This is a genomic window from Xenorhabdus yunnanensis, from assembly GCF_028598805.1.
In the GTDB taxonomy this organism is placed as follows: Bacteria; Pseudomonadota; Gammaproteobacteria; order Enterobacterales; family Enterobacteriaceae; genus Xenorhabdus; species Xenorhabdus yunnanensis.
This window is the reverse complement of the sequence record NZ_JAQRFI010000059.1, coordinates 1-18,566: the sequence shown is the minus strand read 5'-3', so window position 1 is coordinate 18,566 and position 18,566 is coordinate 1. Positions and strand designations below refer to the sequence as shown.

The window sequence follows — 18,566 nt, the reverse complement described above, 5'->3', positions numbered from 1 at the left end:
TGTAAATCATATAGGCAAGGTTATTGGCACCCACCGTCGCAACCGGATTGCTCCTGGCCGCATCGTGCCAGGCCGGTTCGTCGGCATCTAACCGTAAACGTCTCACCTCAGGTAGGGCCTCTGCCTGGCTTAACGCCTGGTGACCATAGCTGTCTTCAATCAGAAGACGGGGGGCGGCATCCGCCAGAATATAGCCCAGGCGCTCTACCGGATAATCGGCATCCAGCGGAACATAAGCCCCTCCGGCTTTGAATATCGCCAGCAGCGCGACAACCATCGGCAGGCCTCGCGCCACACAAATCGCCACCCGGCTGTTGGCCTCCACGCCGAGGGTTTGCAGGTGGTGTGCTAGCTGGTTGGCTTGCTCATTCAGGTCGCGATAATTTAGGGTGCCCTGCGGGGAGTGCAGGGCAATGGCATCTGGCGTACTGGCGGCCCGTGACTCGAACTGCGCCACGATGGAAGGCGTAGTAGGATCTATAGCGATGGCATCCGTTTTGAAGGATTGTTGCCACGCCTGAGCTTGCTGTTCCGTATACAGGCTAATACGGTTAACAATGGCATCACGCTCTGCAACCATCCCTGTTAATAGCTGCGTATAGTATTGCGACCAACGCGCGAGCGTTGCTGGGTCGAACAAAGCCGTTGCATAGTTGAAACTCCCACGGATCTGTCCTCCGTCCTCGAAAAGGTTCAGTTCAAGGTCAACCTTAATCCGGTTGCTACTACTTTGATAATGCTGAACATTCACTCCAGGTAGCGTCAGTTGTTGCCCTGCACCTTGCTGCCAGTTGAAGATAACCTGGAAAATTGGTGTGTAGGCAATATTACGCTCAGGATTCACGACCTCTACCAGCTTATCGAACGGCAATTCCTGATGTTCCTGAGCCTCCAGTAGCAATTGATGATTACGCCTCAGCAACTCATGCACTGAAAGAGGTTCTGTAATATCAAAACGTAACACTAGCGTGTTGATAAAAAGACCGATGATGCATTCTAATTCTGCCTGATTACGACCGGCCGTAGGCGTCCCGATCAAAATGTCGCCATGTCCGGACAAGCGCGACAGCAAAACGGCCCACGCACTGATCAGGAAAGTAAAAGCCGTTACACCGTGGCGTTTACTGCACTGCATGACCTGTTGGCTAAGTTCTTTATCTAACGCAAAGTGATAGACATTACCGCTAAAATCCTGCTGCTTAGGGCGAGGACGATCGGTGGGTAATAACAGCAGTTCAGGTATGCCGGCAAGTTTCCGCTGCCAATAGCTAAGTTGTGTATTGAGCTTATCTCCGACCAGAGATGCACGCTGCCAATGAGCAAAATCAGGGTATTGAATTTCTAATGGTGGAAGTTGCTGCACATCATTTTGTATTTGCGCTTGATACGCCGCACTCAACTCACGGGCGATAATATCCAACGACCAACCATCAGAAATCGTGTGATGTTGATTTAAGGCAAACAACCAACGCTCATCCGACAATCGGGCCAACAGAGCACGGATCAATGGCCCATTGGAGAGAGAGAAGGGTTGCGAGAGTTCGGTCTGTAAATAGTCGCTTGCCAGCGCATCGGGATCCGCTTCTTGCCGCAGATCATATTGTTGCAACGGCATACCTTGCTCCGCAGGTAACAACCGAATAAGAAGTTGCCCTTCCTCTTCACGGAAGTACGTGCGTAGACTCTCATGGCGAGCAAAAAGCAAATTTAGACTGGCCGCCAATGCTTCACTGTTTAAAGCGCCCGTTAAGGTCATGACCACCGGCATGTTATAGGCCAAATTGCCCTGCTCGGTTTGTGACAAAAACCAGAGTCGCTGTTGAGCAAGCGAAGGCAGTAGTTTTCCCTGACGGGAAACAGGCAATAATGCGAGTTCATCAGAGGCGTTTATAGACGAAGAAAGGCACTGGGCAGCCTGATCAGCCAGTGTGCTATGGAGCAAGAGCGTCGTCAGTGCCAGCTTTAGCCCCAGTTTTTCTTGTATTTGCGTCCGTAAACGAACCATCAGCAGTGAATGACCGCCCAACGCAAAAAAATCATCGTGCCGCCCAATCTCGTCAACAGCCAGCAGTTGCTGCCAAATCTGCGCCAACTCTTGCTCTATACCGTCACGTGGCGGTTTCTGCTCCGCACGCAGGTAGGCTGTCTCATTGGGTACAGGCAACGCCTTACGCTCAAGCTTGCCATTATTGCTCAGTGGGAAGGCAGGAAGTACGACAAATGCCGATGGCAGCATATATTCTGGCAAGCTAAGTGCCAGTGCCTCACGGAGATGGGCAATATTCAACTCTGCCTCCGCTTCTTCTGTTACCAGATAAGCCGCCAGGCGAATATCACCGGGAATATCTTCACGAGCGATCACTGCAGCCTCTTTGATCTCAGGCAAGCGGTTCAAGCTGGCTTCAATTTCGCCCAGCTCAATGCGTAAACCGCGTAGCTTCACCTGATTGTCATTACGGCCGAGGTAATGCAAGGTTCCATCTGATTGAAAACGCCCAAAATCCCCCGTCCGGTAAAGCCGTGCTTCTGGGTTTTCGCTGAAAGGATCGGGAATAAAACGCTGCTGATTCAACTCTGCTCGGTTGAGATAACCGCGCGCCACCCCCACACCACCGATATAGATCTCCCCAGCGGTTCCGAGCGGTACGGGTTGCAAATGAGGATCTAATAGATAAATTTGCGTATTCGCGATAGGTTTCCCTATCGGGACCTGGCTTTCCTGCCAGGCTGGCGGAGCAGTCCAGAAAGTGACATCAATGGCGGCCTCAGTAGGCCCATACAGATTGTGAACTTGAGTATGAGGTAACAAGGTTTGGCACTTTTTGAGTAAGGCAGCCGGTAAGGCTTCTCCGCTACAAAAGATTTGCTTCAAACTGGTGCAGTGACTGACCTGAGGGTGCTCTAACAATAAGCTCAGCATGGAAGGCACAAAATGCAATGTCGTCAGCTGCTGTGCCGTGATTTGCGCCACCAGATAGTCAGGATCTTTATGCCCCTCTGGCTCTGCAATCGATAGACAGGCACCCGTTAATAACGGCCAGAAGAACTCCCACACGGAAACATCAAAACTAAACGGTGTTTTCTGCAAGACAATATCGTCAGATGAGAGCTGTAATGCCTGCTGCATCCAGTGAATGCGGTTCACCAGAGCTCCATGCTGATTTAACACGCCTTTAGGTTTGCCGGTCGATCCCGATGTATAGATGATATAAGCCAGGTTTGACGGCGTTAATCCATTAATTTGGGGGCGACAATCGTCTTCATCTTGCCAGACAGCAGGAGTCTCTAAATCGACCAGCATCACCCCATTCGTAGCGAGTGAACGTAACACCTCACTTCCCGCTCTATCCATCAACACTACAGAGGGCGCAGCATCCTCAAGCATCCAACCCAGACGTTCCTGCGGGTAGTCAGGATCAAAGGGAACATAAGCCCCCCCAGCTTTATTAATCGCGAGGATCGCGACCACCATCATCAGGCTACGATCGGCACAAAGCGCAACCGGGGTATCAGGTTTAACCCCGTGCCGGATAAGATAATGTGCCAGTTGATTGGATTGTCTCTCTAGCTCTTGATAGCTCAGGCTGAGGTCATGATAACGGAGCGCAATGGCCTCGGGCGTCTTACTAACCTGCTGCTCAAAAAGCTGATGGATACAGACATTTTCAGGGTAAGGCTGTCTGGTATCATTGAAATCGTAAAGCTGTTGCCGGGTTTCCTCGGCCGTCAATAGCGCGCAGGTCGAAAGTGGTTGCTTCGGCGCGGTCAATGCAGTTTCCAGCAAGCGCAGAAAATACCCCATATAACGCTCGATGGTGGCACGTTCAAATAGCGCCGTTGAATATCTCACACCTCCGGTGATACCTGTCTCGCTCTCGCTAAGCTGTAGCTCTAGATCAAATTTACTGTAGGCATTGTCGAGCGGATAGTGCTGTAACCTGACATCAGGCCACTGCAGTTGCTGCTCATTATTTTTCGCCTGCCAGCTAAACATCACCTGAAACAGCGGTGTATGGCGAGTACTGCGCTCAGGATTAATCAGCTCTACGACTTTCTCAAAAGGTAACTGCTGATGTTGTTGCGCTTCTAAAGACACTCTGCGAGTGCGTTTTAGCAATGTCTCTAAGTCAGGATCGTCGGAGAGATCAAAACGCAAGGCCAATGTGTTAACAAAAAAGCCAATCAAGCGCTCTAATTCAGGGTAAGGACGGTTCGCGCTGGGAATACCGATAACCAGATCATCTTGACCAGAAAGCCGTGATAATAGCGCAGTCCAAACCGCCAATAATAATGTGAAAACGGTCGTTTCCTGTTGTAAAGCAAACTGTTTCAAGTGTTGTTGTAGCGCCGGCGGCATTTGCAGTGTGAAGAAGTCTCCGTGCTGCGTGAGGATCGCTTGCCGTGGATGATCGGTCGGTAAGGATAAAAGCGCAGGTGCACCAGTCAGCTGCTTGTTCCAATAATCAATATGCTCCTGCTGTGCTTGCTCATTGAGCTCTTGCTGCTGCCAAATAGCATAGTCTGGGTATTGCAAAGGCAACTTCGGCAATGCACTAGCGCTTCCCAGCAGATAGCTTTGGTATAAATCAGTCAACTCTTCGGTCATTACTCCCATTGACCAGCCATCCGAAATGATATGATGCTGTATCAACAAGAATAACCACTCCTGCTCTGCTAGGCGGATCAAGGTCACGCGCAGTAATGGCCCTTTGCTCAGATCGAATGACGTATTTAGTTCGTCATCGATTTTGTCTTGGCACTGTTGCTGAATATTAGGCAAGCCGCGTAAATCATATTGCTGTAGCGGCAGTCCTGTATCAGAAGGCAGCAGCTGTAACCGCGGTTCACCTTGTTCGTCCGGGAAAATACTCCTCAGGCTTTCATGGCGCGCAAACAGTTCATTGAGACTCTTTTGCAATGCCTCAGCATCTAATGCGCCTTCAATACGTAAGGCACTGCGAATATGGTAAGAAGTATTGTCCTCACTCAACTGTTCAAGAAACCATAAGCGTTGCTGTGAGAATGACAACTGCAATGGTTCATCAACCTGCCGAGGTGTCGGTAAAGGCACCTCTTTACTCACCGGAACGGAAGGGCGGTCAACGCTGGCAGCCTGCAAACGTGTAATCTCTTCAGAACTTAGGTTATCTAGAATTGATTTAAGTAGATCCATAATCTATGTCCTTAAAAAACTTAATTGGCGTTGCTCGTGGCCATTTTTTTGGCGACAGCTTCGAGTAAAAGCTGTTCCGAAAAACCGGCTAACGTGCTGTTATCAAATAAGGTGCTCAAGCTGATCGTGAGGCCAAATGTTTTCTTGAGGCGGCCAAGTAGGCGGATAGCGAGTAGCGAATGCCCTCCTAAGGAGAAGAAACTGTCGTGACGTCCGACTTGTTTCACCGACAGCAGCTCTATCCATAGCGCGGCTATCGCCTCTTCCATTCCGGAGTGCGGAGCTTCATAGGCGGTACTAATAAAATCAGCCGAGGTAGGCACCGGTAAGTCACGCCGATTTATCTTGCCGTTGAGTGTGATAGTGAAGCCAGGCACGTTGATGTAGGCAGCAGGCAGCATATAATCAGGCAGATGTTCAACCAGTGCTTCGCGTACTTCTCTAGGTTGGTAGTCATGCCCGTCAGCACAGGTGTAATACGCTACGAGTTGCGCTTCACGATCATCTTTGGTCAGAGGCAGCACCACGGCTTGCTGTATAGAGGCAACTTTCATGAGTTGCGCTTCTATTTCGCCCAGTTCAACGCGGAAGCCGCGGATTTTCAGCATATGATCTTTACGACCGAGGAATAGCAATTCTCCCTCGTCATTCCAACGGCCATAATCGCCAGTCCGATAGATACGTCCTCCAGAGCGGAAAGGGTCAGGAATAAAGCGCTCTGCCGTTGCCTCAGGTAAGTTCAGATAGCCGAGTGAAACACCGTCACCGCCAATACAGATTTCACCCACCGCCCCCAACGGCACCGGCTGTTGGCTGGTATCAAGGAGATAAATTTGCGTATTATTAATCGGTTTACCTATAGGCAGTGGTTTCTCTGTTATGCGCTCGGTTGGCACGCGATAAAAGGTAGCGAAGGTGGTGCATTCCGTCGGGCCATAGCCATTAAGGATGTACTTCGGTGCTCCTCCTTTTATCACCTGTTGAATGGCGCTTGGATCAACAACATCCCCTCCCACCATAAGCGCTTTCAGCGAGTGATAATGATCAGCCATCAATGAGACCATCGAGGTGAACAGACCGGATGTTTGCCACAAAATAGTGATGTGATGCTGTGCTATCGCCTGCGCCAGTTTCTGCGGATCTAACTTAGTTTCGTTATCGATCACCACCATCGCGGCGCCATTAATCAGTGCACCCCAAAGTTCAAATAAGACCGTATCGAATGCCGGATTCACCTCATAGGCCAGACGATCATCCGATTCAATGTCGATATAAGTGCAGTGGGTTATCAGATTGTTTATCGCCCGATGAGGGATTAGAACGCCTTTTGGCTCTCCCGTTGAACCTGAGGTATATAGCACGTACAACGGGGCTTCCACATCCGTGCTAACAGGTAAGTTATTGATAGAAAATTCCGCTAACGAGAGTTGATCAAGTAACGCATACGGTAATGTGCCAAATCCTTCGCCCAGATATGGTTCCTGCGTAAGGAGCAAGCGAACCTGGCTATCCTGCAGCATATAACGTTGCCGTGCGGGTAATGCTTGTGGGTCAAGCGGTACAATACACGCCCCGACCTTACTGATAGCCAGCTGTGCTACTACCTGAATGATCGAGCGTTCGCACAACACAGCGATAGCATCACCGGTTCCCCAACCATTCACCCGTAGATAGTGCGCCAGACGGTTAGCCTGTTCATTTAGGTCTTTATAGCTAAGCTGCTGTTCCCCTTCAATGATGGCAATCGCATTCGGGGAAAGCGTCACTTGCTGTTCAAAATGCTGTTGCACACCAAGGTGTCGCGGATAGTCAATATCGGTTTGGTTATAATCATAAAGACACTGTTGCCACTCTTGTGCTGGTAGCACATTGAGATTAGCAATCGCCCGTTGCGAATTAGACTCTAATGCATCAGCAATGCTGCTCAGCGCCTCTTGAATCATTAAACAGATACGCTGTGGCGCAATAGGTTCAATCACCTGCACACTCAGGCCTAATTCGTCACCATAATCTTCAACAGACAGGGTGAGTGGATAGTTGGATCGTTCCTCTCCCTTCACCCATTTAACCATCTCCAATGGGCCTGTGCGGGTTTCCGTTTTTTCATGCTGATTATGGCGATAGTTAAGCAATGAACTAAAAAGCGGGATATTGCCCGGTAGGCCACTGCACTGCTGAGCCAAAGCAAGGGAAGCATGTTCGTGCTGTAAAAGCTGCGCGAGACTTTGTTGGGTTTTAAGTAACGCGGTTAACGTATTATCATCATGGATATCAACACGTATAGGTAGCGTATTGATGAACATTCCCAAGCCGTCTGTCGCCGCCGCGTTAATGCTCATTTTCCCAAGCAGAACCGTGCCGAATACCACCGTTTGCTGACCACTGGTTGCCGCAATAACCCTAGCCCAAGCCAAATGGAATAGACTGGCAAGACTTGCTCCGGCCTGTCGAGATAAGTGACGTAAGCGCGCGTTTAACTCCGCCGAAAGCCGTAAATGAAACTCCTGTATTTGGCCACCATCGAGATAGACATTATCTAGACCAAAAGGCAACGTGGGTTCGCTAATATCCGCCAACTGTTCACGGAAAAAAGCTTCATGTGCGTGCTTATTTTCCTGCTGATAGGTCTGTGCGATCAGATCTCGGAATGCACCGGCTGGCGTAAGACGAGCCTCTTGCCCCTGCATAATGAAATCAACTTCTTGCGCTACTTGCATCATTGTGCCGTGATCACAGATCAAATGGTGTACACGTTGCAGCAAGAGCCAGCGCTGGTTAACGCTATCCTCACAGCACACAAATTGCATTAATGGGGCGGATTCCAGTGACATTCGATCGCGACGAGGGTCGGCAAGCTCGAACAGCTGTTCGGCAATATCACCATCTTGAGCTGATAGGCTAACCTCTCGAATATCCAGCGTAATTTCCCTCCAAACAACTTGTGCCGGTTGACTCAACCCCTGCCAGACGATAGCCGTACGCAGAATGTCATGGCGTTTAACCACTTTTTTAAAGGCGGACAAGTAGCTTTGTAGCTCATGCAGGCTGGCAAATCCGAGCACACTGCGCTGCAGATAGGGGTCACCCTCTTTAGCCAGAAGATGGTGGAATAAAATGCCGTCTTGAAGGGGGGATAAGGCATAGATATCCTGAATATTGCTTACCCCACCCTCAACACGCGCCACAATGGTGTCAATATCTTCGGCCGTGAGATCAATGAGCGGTAGCATATCCGGCGTAATGTGCTGGCTTTGCAAAGTAATTGGGTTAGCAGGCACAGACAACTTCTCGCTTCGGCATAGCGTTTTCGCTAATTTTTCCAAAGTCGGCGTCGTAAACAGCGTTTGTATCGCCAATTGCCATCCTTGTTTGCGCAGATTCTCGATCATTTGAACGGCTAATAATGAATGCCCCCCTAACCGGAAGAAATCATCTTTGCGACCAATCGCCTCAATGTTAAATAACGATTGCCAAATAGCGGCGAGAATATGTTCTTCTCGTGTTTGCAAGGCTTCAAAATCATCCGTGACCAGTGCACTAGCATCGGGTTCTGGTAATGCTCGGTAGTCCAATTTACCGTTAACTGTTTGTTTAAATTCAGGCAGATAAACAAAAGCAGCCGGTACCATATAAGCAGGTAAAACCGTTTGTAGCGTTTGAAAAATCTCTCGACGCAGCGCAGGAAGATCATCGACGGTATGCAGACTGGTAAAATAAGCCACCAGTCTTTGATCTGCCGCGGTTTCTCCTCGCACCAGCACCACGGCCTCACGTATCTGAGGTAACTCAACGATCTTGGCTTCGATTTCGCCAGGTTCAATACGGAAACCACGCAACTTGATCTGTGAGTCATTACGCCCCAGGTATTCAAGCTTGCCATCCGCCAGGAACCGCCCCAGATCGCCGGTACGGTACATCACAGCGTTTTCATCATCACTAAAAGGATCAGCGATAAAGCGCTCACTGGTGAGCTGCGGCTGATTTAGGTAGCCGTTAGCGACACCGGCCCCCGCCAAATAGAGTTCACCTTCACTTCCTTGTGGCACACAGCGACGATATTTATCCAGAATATAAACACGGGCATTGCGAATAGGCACCCCGATATGGGCCTGCCTGTTTTCTCTGGTAATGGGCCCTATGGTGACATCAACGGTGGCTTCAGTCGGACCATACATATTTATGCACTCAAGATGTGAGCAGCTATAGAGCTGTTGCCACAACTTAGGTGAGATAGCTTCACCGCCGATCAGTAAGCGCAAGGTTCGAGGCAACGGCTGCTCCAGTAGCCCTGCGTCGATCAACAACGACAACTGTGATGGTGTGGTATCGAGTCCATCAATCTTCTGCTCATGCAGGAACTTGAGGAGGGCCTTACCCGATGTTCGAGTCGTCTGCTGAATAAGCACCAGGGTGTGTCCACTCAGCAGTTGTGTGAGGCCTTTAAGCGACATGTCGAAAGAAAACGAAGCATTAAGCGCAATCCGTGACCCGGCAGGGAGGGGCTGATATATCCCTCCACGTAACGCTTGCCAGAAGTTGACCGCACTGCGGTGCTTAACCATGACGCCTTTTGGCCGGCCTGTGGAGCCGGAGGTATAAAGAATATAAGCCAAGCTAAGCGAGGAGAACGGTTTCCCACTCAGGCTGAGTGCTGTCGTTGGGCTTGCCAGCCACTCACGGTCAGAAGCCAGTAATACCTGAGCATTAGCCGGGAAATGACCAATGGTTTGTAGGCCTTCGCTATCCCCAAGTACCAGCTTAGGTTGTGCGTCGTCAATAATGCCCTGTAGTCGCTCACTGGCATAGACAGGATCCAGTGGCACATAAGCCGCCCCTGCCTTAAGCACCGCTAATATGGCAATCGGCATCCAACTATTTCGTCCAACGCAAATCGCCACTGCATCACCCGCAGTGACACCAAGGCTGGCCAGATGGTGAGCCAGCTGGTTGGCACGTTCGTTAAGTTGGCGATAACTCAGGGTTTGATCTTCTGCGACAACAGCTAACGTCTCTGGCGTTAATTTAGCTTGTGCCTCAAATAGCTGATGTAACCCACATTCATCTATTGGCTCGATCGGGCCTGTTCCCTGTCGTAACAGGGCCTGTTGCTCACTCACTGACAGCAGGTTCAGCTGTGAAACGGGGTGCTGTGCATCCGTATGCATCTGTTCCAGCAATAACAACAAGTAGCCACGATAACGCTCTATGGTTTCCGTCGTGAACAGGTCAGCATTAAAATCAAGCGAGCCTTCAATTTGGGCGCCATGATCCTGGAGTTGTAGCGTTAAGTCATATTTAGTCGTCGGCAGCGTTAGCGTTATATTTTGAACTTCAACACCTGCAAATGCAGGCGTCGCTGTTCCCTGTGCATGCCAATTAAATGCAACCTGGAATAACGGCGTATGGTTCATGCTGCGCGTGGGGTTCACCACTTCAACCACCCGTTCAAAAGGCAGTTCCTGGTGCATCTGTGCATTGAGCAGAATCCTGCGAGTCTCATCTAACCATTGACTCACATTGAGCTCATCAGAAAGGGAAAAACGTAGTGCAAGGCTATTAATCAGAGGACCGACTAACGCTTCAGTTTGCGGATGCGTTCGGTTAGCACTGTGGATGCCCACGATCAGATCCTGCTGATTGGATAAACGCGATAGCAGCAATGCCCAAGTCCCCAACAGAGTCATAAAAAGCGTGCCCCCCTGGCGTTGACTCAAGGCGCGCAATGCTTTCGTTAACTCAGGAAGCAATGTCACAGGTACGCTACCCGCCCGCCCACTGAGCCGCTCGGGCCGAGGAAGAGATTCTGCTAATGCCATCACCGGCGGTAAATCAGCCAATTGCTCCAACCAATATTTTTCAAGTTTTTGGCTGGTTTCTTCCTCCTCTAATTGGCTGCGTTGCCATGCGGCATAATCACCATATTGCACCGTTAGCGCTGCCAGTTCCGGCGTCCTATGATTCAGTTCGGCGTTATAGAAAGCCTCTAATTCTTGCAACAAGATTTGCGTCGACCAAGCATCACTAATGCTGTGATGTAACACCAACAACAACTGCCAATGCTGTTCTGCCACACAGATCAGATGTGCACGCCAAAGCAGCCCTTGTGTGAGATCGAAAGGTTGTCTAAGCACCTGTTGCGTTAAATTCGCAACGGCCTGCTCCACATCCTCTGACCGACGTAAATCGGTTTGGACTAGCGTAATACCTGCGTCGACAGGCAGTAACGAAGTCACAGGCTGCCCATCTTGCAGTACAAAAGCGGTACGCAAGACACTGTGGCGGGCAAAGAGTCGATTCAGGCTCTGCTGCAAGGCTTCAACATTGAGATCGCCACGTAAACGTAATACGCCAGGAATATTCAACGCTGGATTGTCCGGTTCCAGCTGCTGGATAAACCACATCCGCTGTTGAAAATAAGATAATGGCGCAGCATGGTTTGTCGGTAGCAACGGTATTGGCGTATAGCTGGAGGCCTGCGTCGGGGTGCTATCGATTAACCTGGCCATATCAGCCAGCAACGGATTTTGGAAAAAATCATTTAGAGCGGGGGCCGGATAACCTTGCTCAACAATCCTGTTGAGTAAACGCACCAGCAACAGAGAATGGCCGCCTAAGGCAAAGAAATCATCCTGGCGCCCGACCTCAGAGAGATTCAGTAAAGAGCACCAGATGCCCGCTAACGCGACTTCTGATGGATTTTGCGGCGCCTCGTAACGTGATGAAAGTAAAGCATCTTGCGGTTTTGGCAGTGCTGCGCGGTTCAGTTTGCCATTAGGCAAACGTGGCCACTCGGGAACGGTCACAAATAACGAAGGAATCATGTGGCGCGGTAAACGCTGGTGCAACTCGGCTCGTAACTCCCCTCCCTCCAGGGTTTGGTTTGCTATCGGTCTTATATAAGCAACAAGCTGCGATTGCCCTGCCGTGTCTTCGTACAGAGTCACGACGGCCTCATGTACGCCTGGCAAATCAGCTAAATGATGTTCAATTTCTCCCGGTTCAATACGATACCCACGTACTTTTACCTGCTGATCAACACGACCAATGAACTGTAAATTGCCATCTGCCTGCCGACGAGCCAGGTCGCCGGAACGATACATCCGTTCTCCGCTGACCCGATCGGCAAATTTGTCAATAAAGAAGCGCTCGGCTGTCAGTGCGCTGTGTTGATGGTAACCCTGAGTCACACCACGCCCGGCAATATAGATTTCGCCAACAGCACCTTCAGGAACAAGCTGCTGTTGGCTATCTAACAGATAGATCCGGGTATTGGCGATCGTACAACCGATCGCCACGGTATTATTGTCGGCAACAGGCTGCCTCAGCAGGTTAAAGGTGGCATCAATGGTTGTCTCTGTTGGACCATAGAGGTTAACAACCGCCTCTTTGACCAACGGTAACAGACGATTGACTAGTGCTCCTGAAAGCGGCTCGCCACCACAGAATATATAGCGCAGCGCACCATTACTTAACGCTTCAAGGTTTTCCAGGCCACTGAGCAGAGAAGGGACGACCTGAAGTACACTGATGCGCTCATGTACGATCAGGTCAACCAACGCAGGCAGATCACGCATTATCTCACCGGGGACAATGTACAGAGGTGCCCCCAGTGCCAGCGGTGTCCAAAGTTCCCAAACCGAGGCATCAAAACTAATCGACGTTCGCTGTATGAAATAGTCATCGGCACTCAAAGCAAAAGCCTGGTGTTGCCACAAGGTATGATTGAGCAAGTTGTCATGGCTCACACAGACACCTTTAGGCTTCCCGGTAGAGCCCGAGGTATAGATCAGGTAAGCCAGATTTTGCGCTGCCAACGACACGACAGGATTGTGCCCCTCAGTCAGCGCACCAGATTGCCATACCTCATCCAGATTGATACGCCCCACCTGAGGAGCCTGCGCGCCTAGTGCGTTATCTCCCTGCCTGTCGGCGATTAACAACAACGGCTCAGCGTCATTCAGGATATAGGCCAGGCGCTCACTCGGATAATCAGCATCCAATGGCAAGTAAGCCGAACCAGATTTAAGAATCGCTAACAGCCCGATGACCATAGGTATGCCACGAGCAGTACACAACGCTACGATCTTCCCTGGCCCCGCTCCCTGAGCGATAAGATGGTGCGCAAGCTGATTAGCACGCTGATTAAGTTGCTGATAACTCAAACTCTCTGGGCCAGATTTCAGGGCTATCGCCTGTGGCGCACGTTTTTCCTGAGCTTCAAACAACTCGACAATATTGCCATGCTCCCCCAACGCCAGGGATGCCGCCTCGCTGTTCTGCAACAACTGCTGTTGTCGCTCAAGAGGTAATACAGGCAATGTATGCAAGGCTTGTTCAGGATGGTGTTCCAGGGCATCGGCAACCGCGTGCAATACGTGGCTCATATAAAGGCAAAGATCTTGCGCCACAATCGGTTTACGTGCTTGTACCGTCAGCGCCAGGCTCTCACCGGTATCCTCAACCGCCACCACGATCGGATAGTTGGTTCGTTCTTTCTCATCCAGCGGCTGGATGCCCGCCAAGAGGCCGCTATCCTGTAGGTTGTCCATACCCGAAGTGTTATGGCGATAGTTTAACAACGTATTGAATAATGGCGTCGGAGCAGCAACTCCACTGCACTGCTGGGCCAGCACCAAAGGCGTGTTTTCATACTGAAGCAGGGTCAGCAAAGACTGATGGGTGTCTTTGGCCGCTTGTTCAATACCGCGCTGATCGATGTCTACGCGCAGCGGCAAAGTATTAATGAATAGCCCTAATGCGCTGCCATTTTGCGGCTGAATAGCCATACGCCCAAATAGCACGGTGCCGAACACGGTTTTCTCAACACTGCTGGTTGCCGCCAGCACTCTGCCCCAAGCCAGATGGCATAAGCTAGCGAGGCTCACCCCCATCCGACGAGCCTGTGTTCGCAAACGCTGGTTCAATTCTGCAGGCAGCGGATAATAGCTGTCTTCTACGTCACTGCCTGAACCCATAATATCGTTCTGACCATAAGCCAGAGAAGGTTCATCAATATCCGCTAACTGCTGCTGAAAATAGCGGCGCTGCTGTTCACTGCGATCGGTTAACGTCAAGCGCTCAATCAGTTGGCGATAAGGAATGGCGGGTTTCAACTCTTGGGCACGCCCTGCCATGATTAATGCAACTTCATGCAGGATTTGTTCAAGTGTGTAGTGATCGCCGATCAGGTGATGGATCAGCTGTAGCAGGATCCAGCGATTATTCGGTTCGTCTTGCGCAATGACCAGCTTTAATAAGGGCGGCTGATCCAAGGCCATGCGCATTTTACGGGGATTAAAACGTTGACGCAGTTGTTCACTGATCAGCCCATCCTGGGCATCTAACTGTATTTCTTGTATCTGCAGTTCCGCTTTACGCCACACGACTTGCGCTGCCGGTGTCACCTGGCTGGCAATGGTCGTCCGTAAAATATCATGTCGGTTCACCACCTGTTGCAGGGCCTGGATAAAACGATTCAGTAACGATTTATCAGTAAACGCCAGCTGATTCACCTGCAGATAAGGATCGCCATCGCCTTCTAGCAGATGGTGGAACACCATGCCGTCCTGCAATGGTGATAAGGCATAAATATCCTGAATATTGGCGACTCCGCCATCCACCGATTGGCAAATTTGATCAATAGCCTGCTGATTGAGTTCAATCAACGGCAACATATCAGGGCTAATCACCATGGCATCAGGGGCAATACCGACGACAGACTCTTTTACAGGTTCCTCTACACTCTGCGTTTCAATGACATCGCTACCCAAAGTCGCGGCAAATTCACACAGACTCGGGGAATTAAACAGATGATTAATATCCGCCAGAATATGCTGCTGCCGAAGCTCCTCAATAACTTGTATCGCCAACAGTGAGTGGCCGCCCAACGCGAAGAAGTTATCGTGACGGCTAATATCGTCAATGCCTAACAATGATGACCAGATCTCAGCGATCTGTATTTCCAATTTCCCTACAGGCGCCTCTTCACCTTCATGGCTGTAAGCACTGCTTTGTGGCTCAGGGAGTGCATTGCGATCCAGTTTGCCATTGCTGGTCAAAGGGAACGCCGTTAAGGTGACAAAGGCCGAAGGAACCATGTATTCAGGCAATTTCGCGGTCAATATTTGACGCAAGGTGGCAATATCTGGTGTTGAACCTGCGTTTTCGGGTACCACATAGGCCACAATTCGCTGATCGCCAGGGCGATCTTCTCGCATTAAAACCCGTGCCGCTTTTATCTCAGGCAGGGCCTCAAGATGGGCTTCTATTTCACCTAACTCGATCCGGAAACCACGCAGCTTCACCTGATGATCATTTCGTCCGAGATAGAGCAAAGTGCCATCACGCTGGTAACGCGCCACATCACCGGTACGGTACAACCGTGCGTTTTGAGCATCGCTGAATGGAGACTGGATAAAACGTTCAGCCGTCAGCTCTGGCCGATTCAAGTAACCACGAGCCACGCCTCGTCCGCCGATGTAGAGTTCACCCGCCGCACCCAATGGAACTGGCGCCAGATAACGGTCAAGAATATACAGTTGTGTATTGGCTATCGGTTTGCCAATAGGAACTTGATCGTCAGCAAAATTCGTTGGGCAGCGCCAGGCAGTGACATCAATCGCCGCCTCGGTTGGGCCATATAAATTATAAATTTCCGCAGCAGGCAATAATTGCTGGCACAATTTGACATGGGCAGCAGATAACGCTTCACCACTGCAAATGATGCGCTTGATACTTTGGCATTCAGCTATCTGAGGATGGGTTAAAAGCAGGCCTAACATCGAGGGCACAAAGTGCAACGTACTTATCTGTGCACTTTTGATGAGCTCCACCAGATACCCGGTATCTTTATGGCCTCCAGGACGGGCAACCTGCAAACAGGCCCCGGTGATCAATGGCCAGAAAAACTCCCATACCGAGACATCAAAACTGAACGGCGTTTTTTGTAATACAACATCCTGTTCATTGAGCCCATAGGCTTGCTGCATCCAATAAATACGATTAACCAGCGCCCCATGTTGATTTAAGACCCCTTTAGGACGCCCGGTAGAACCCGATGTATAGATGAGATAAGCAAGATTATCGGGTGAAAGCCCATCGACGACAGGATTATCGACATGCTGCGCATCGAGTGGCAGGTTTGATAAATTAAGTACGCTCACCCCTGTTGGTAGTACGTCAGACAAAATATGAGAACCTATCTGATCGGCTAACAATAAGGTGGGGCGCGCATCATCCAGCATTAACGCGAGCCGTTCTACCGGATAGTCAGGATCAAGAGGAAGATACGCGCCCCCCGCTTTAGCTATTGCCAGAATCGCGACCACTAATGCAATCCCGCGTTCAGCACAAAGTGCAACCACCATCTCAGGGCCGACGCCTTTTTCGATCAAGCTCTGCGCTAACTGGTTCGCCTGTTGATTAAGCTGGCGGTAATTTAGCGTTTGCTCATCAAAGCGAACGGCTGGTAAATCAGGCGTCGACAGCACCTGACGTTCAAACAGTTGATGGATGCAGCTCTCTTGTGGATAAGGCTGCTCGGTGTCATTGAAAGCGTGCAACAATTGCTGCTGCTCGGTATCGGCAAGTAATGGCAAGCGCGCCACAGCCAGATCTGGAGCGTTAACCATCGCCTCCAGTAAGCGGCAATAATAGCCGCTATAACGTTCAATGGTTTCGCGATCAAATAAGGCATTGGCAAACCCCAGTTGAGCACTGATACCTTCCGCGGTTTCCTGCAATTGGAGTTCTAAATCAAATTTGATTTGTTGCACTGGCAGCTGGCAAGAAATGTTGCTAACAGACAACTGTTCAGAGGATAAATCCTCTGCAGTCAGGCTTTGCCAGTTAATCAGCGTTTGAAACACCGGTGTATAGCTCAGGCTGCGCACGGGGTTCAGTGCATCAATCACTTGTTCAAAAGGCAGTGCCTGATGCTTTTGCGCGTCAAGTAATCGACTTTTGACATGTGTTAACAATTGCTCAGCTGTGATGTCTTCATCAAGTTCAACGCGTAGCGCCAACGTATTAGCAAAATAGCCTACGCTGTGTTGTAACGCGTCATCTTGACGGTTGGCAGAAGGCAGCCCGATAACCAAATCTCGCTGATCGGCCAGGCGTGACAGCAACCCTCCCCAACCTGCCAGTAGGCTCATAAATAACGTTGCCTCCCGCTGCTGACTAAAGGCTTTCAACCGCCCGACGAGATCGCTGCTTAGCGAGAAATTGACATAATCCCCTTCATGGCTCTGCTGCTGAGGACGCGGACGATCATAGGGGAGAGTTAATAAAGCGGGGACACCGGTTAAAGTCTCTCGCCAATAATCCCGGTGTATTTTCCATTCGGAAGTCCGTCGCTGTTGCCGCTGCCAGGCGACGTAGTCGTTATATTGCAGCGCTGGCGCGGGAGTCAGGTGACTCTCTTTACCCAGGAAATAACGATAATCGTGAAACAACTCGCTGAGCTGCTGGCCAATCGACCAACCATCCGTGATCATATGATGTTGAACTAAGACCAACAACCACTCATGTTCATCAATTTGCAGTAAATCCGCACGTATAAGCGATTGCTGGCCCAATTCAAAGGGGCATTCGATAAGCGTCCTGATCAAGGTTTGGCATGTCTCTTCACCCTGATCGCGTAAATCGTGCTGCGTTAAGCTAATTCCATGCTCTTCCGGCAACAAAACCAACTGTACTTGCCCTTGTGGGGAAACAAACGTACTGCGTAAACTTTGGTGGCGTGCAAAAAGCTGATTAAGACTGCGCTGCAAGGCCGTAATTTGCAGCTCTCCCTGTAACTGTAACGCCGTCGAAATATGATAGGCACTGCTGTTTGGATTCAAGCGTGATAAAAACCACAGGCTTTTTTGTGCGTCGCTGACCAGTAGCTCACCAGATGACAGAGGTTCGAGTTTGGGGAGTGAAGAAGACCGTTGGCTCAAGCCACGAGCTTTAGCTTCTGCGCGTAACTTTTCTTGCTCATCTTTATTCAATGTTCGGATAAAACGGTTACGCTTTTCCATAAAAAACCTCTTAAATATTTTCGGAAAATTCACGGTATTCATCAGCGTCAGCCACGATGAGTAATAAAATATGGTTAGCCATTGAGGACAGATCGGCATAATCAAACAGGTGGGCAAGCTCGATAGAGACAGCAAAGGTCTGCTGGATGTGATTACGCAATTTCAGCGCTAACAGCGAATGCCCTCCCAGAGCAAAGAAGTTGTCATCACGACTGACTCGCTCCACCCCAAGCAGTTCCACCCACAGCTCCGCCAGCACCTCTTCCAGCTCGCCTTCCGGCGCAACATAGCGGGGCGTGCTCAAGCGCTCTGGCTCCGGCAAATCCCGACGGTTTAGTTTGCCGTTCGGCAGGCGTGGCAGCGAGGGC

3 protein-coding genes are annotated in these 18,566 nt (G+C 50.3%); all 3 read right to left on the bottom strand.

What is annotated here, in order from left to right; genetic code table 11:
- Positions 1-5,173 (bottom strand): non-ribosomal peptide synthetase (locus PSI23_RS17990; protein ID WP_273556365.1); only part of this gene is annotated, 5,173 nt, incomplete at its 3' end.
- A 20-nt stretch (positions 5,174-5,193) separates the two neighbouring features.
- Positions 5,194-18,198 carry a non-ribosomal peptide synthetase gene (locus tag PSI23_RS17985; protein ID WP_273556364.1) on the bottom strand — a complete coding sequence of 4,335 codons (13,005 nt, stop codon included), beginning with the start codon at positions 18,196-18,198 and terminating at the stop codon, positions 5,194-5,196.
- A 10-nt stretch (positions 18,199-18,208) separates the two neighbouring features.
- The coding region (locus tag PSI23_RS17980; protein ID WP_273556363.1) for a phosphopantetheine-binding protein at positions 18,209-18,566 on the bottom strand (358 nt) is incomplete at its 5' end.

Bases quoted from the DNA above. Each gene is read 5' to 3' on its own strand.
- PSI23_RS17985 (WP_273556364.1), bottom strand. From the start codon at position 18,198: ATGGAAAAGCGTAACCGTTTTATCCGAACATTGAATAAAGATGAGCAA.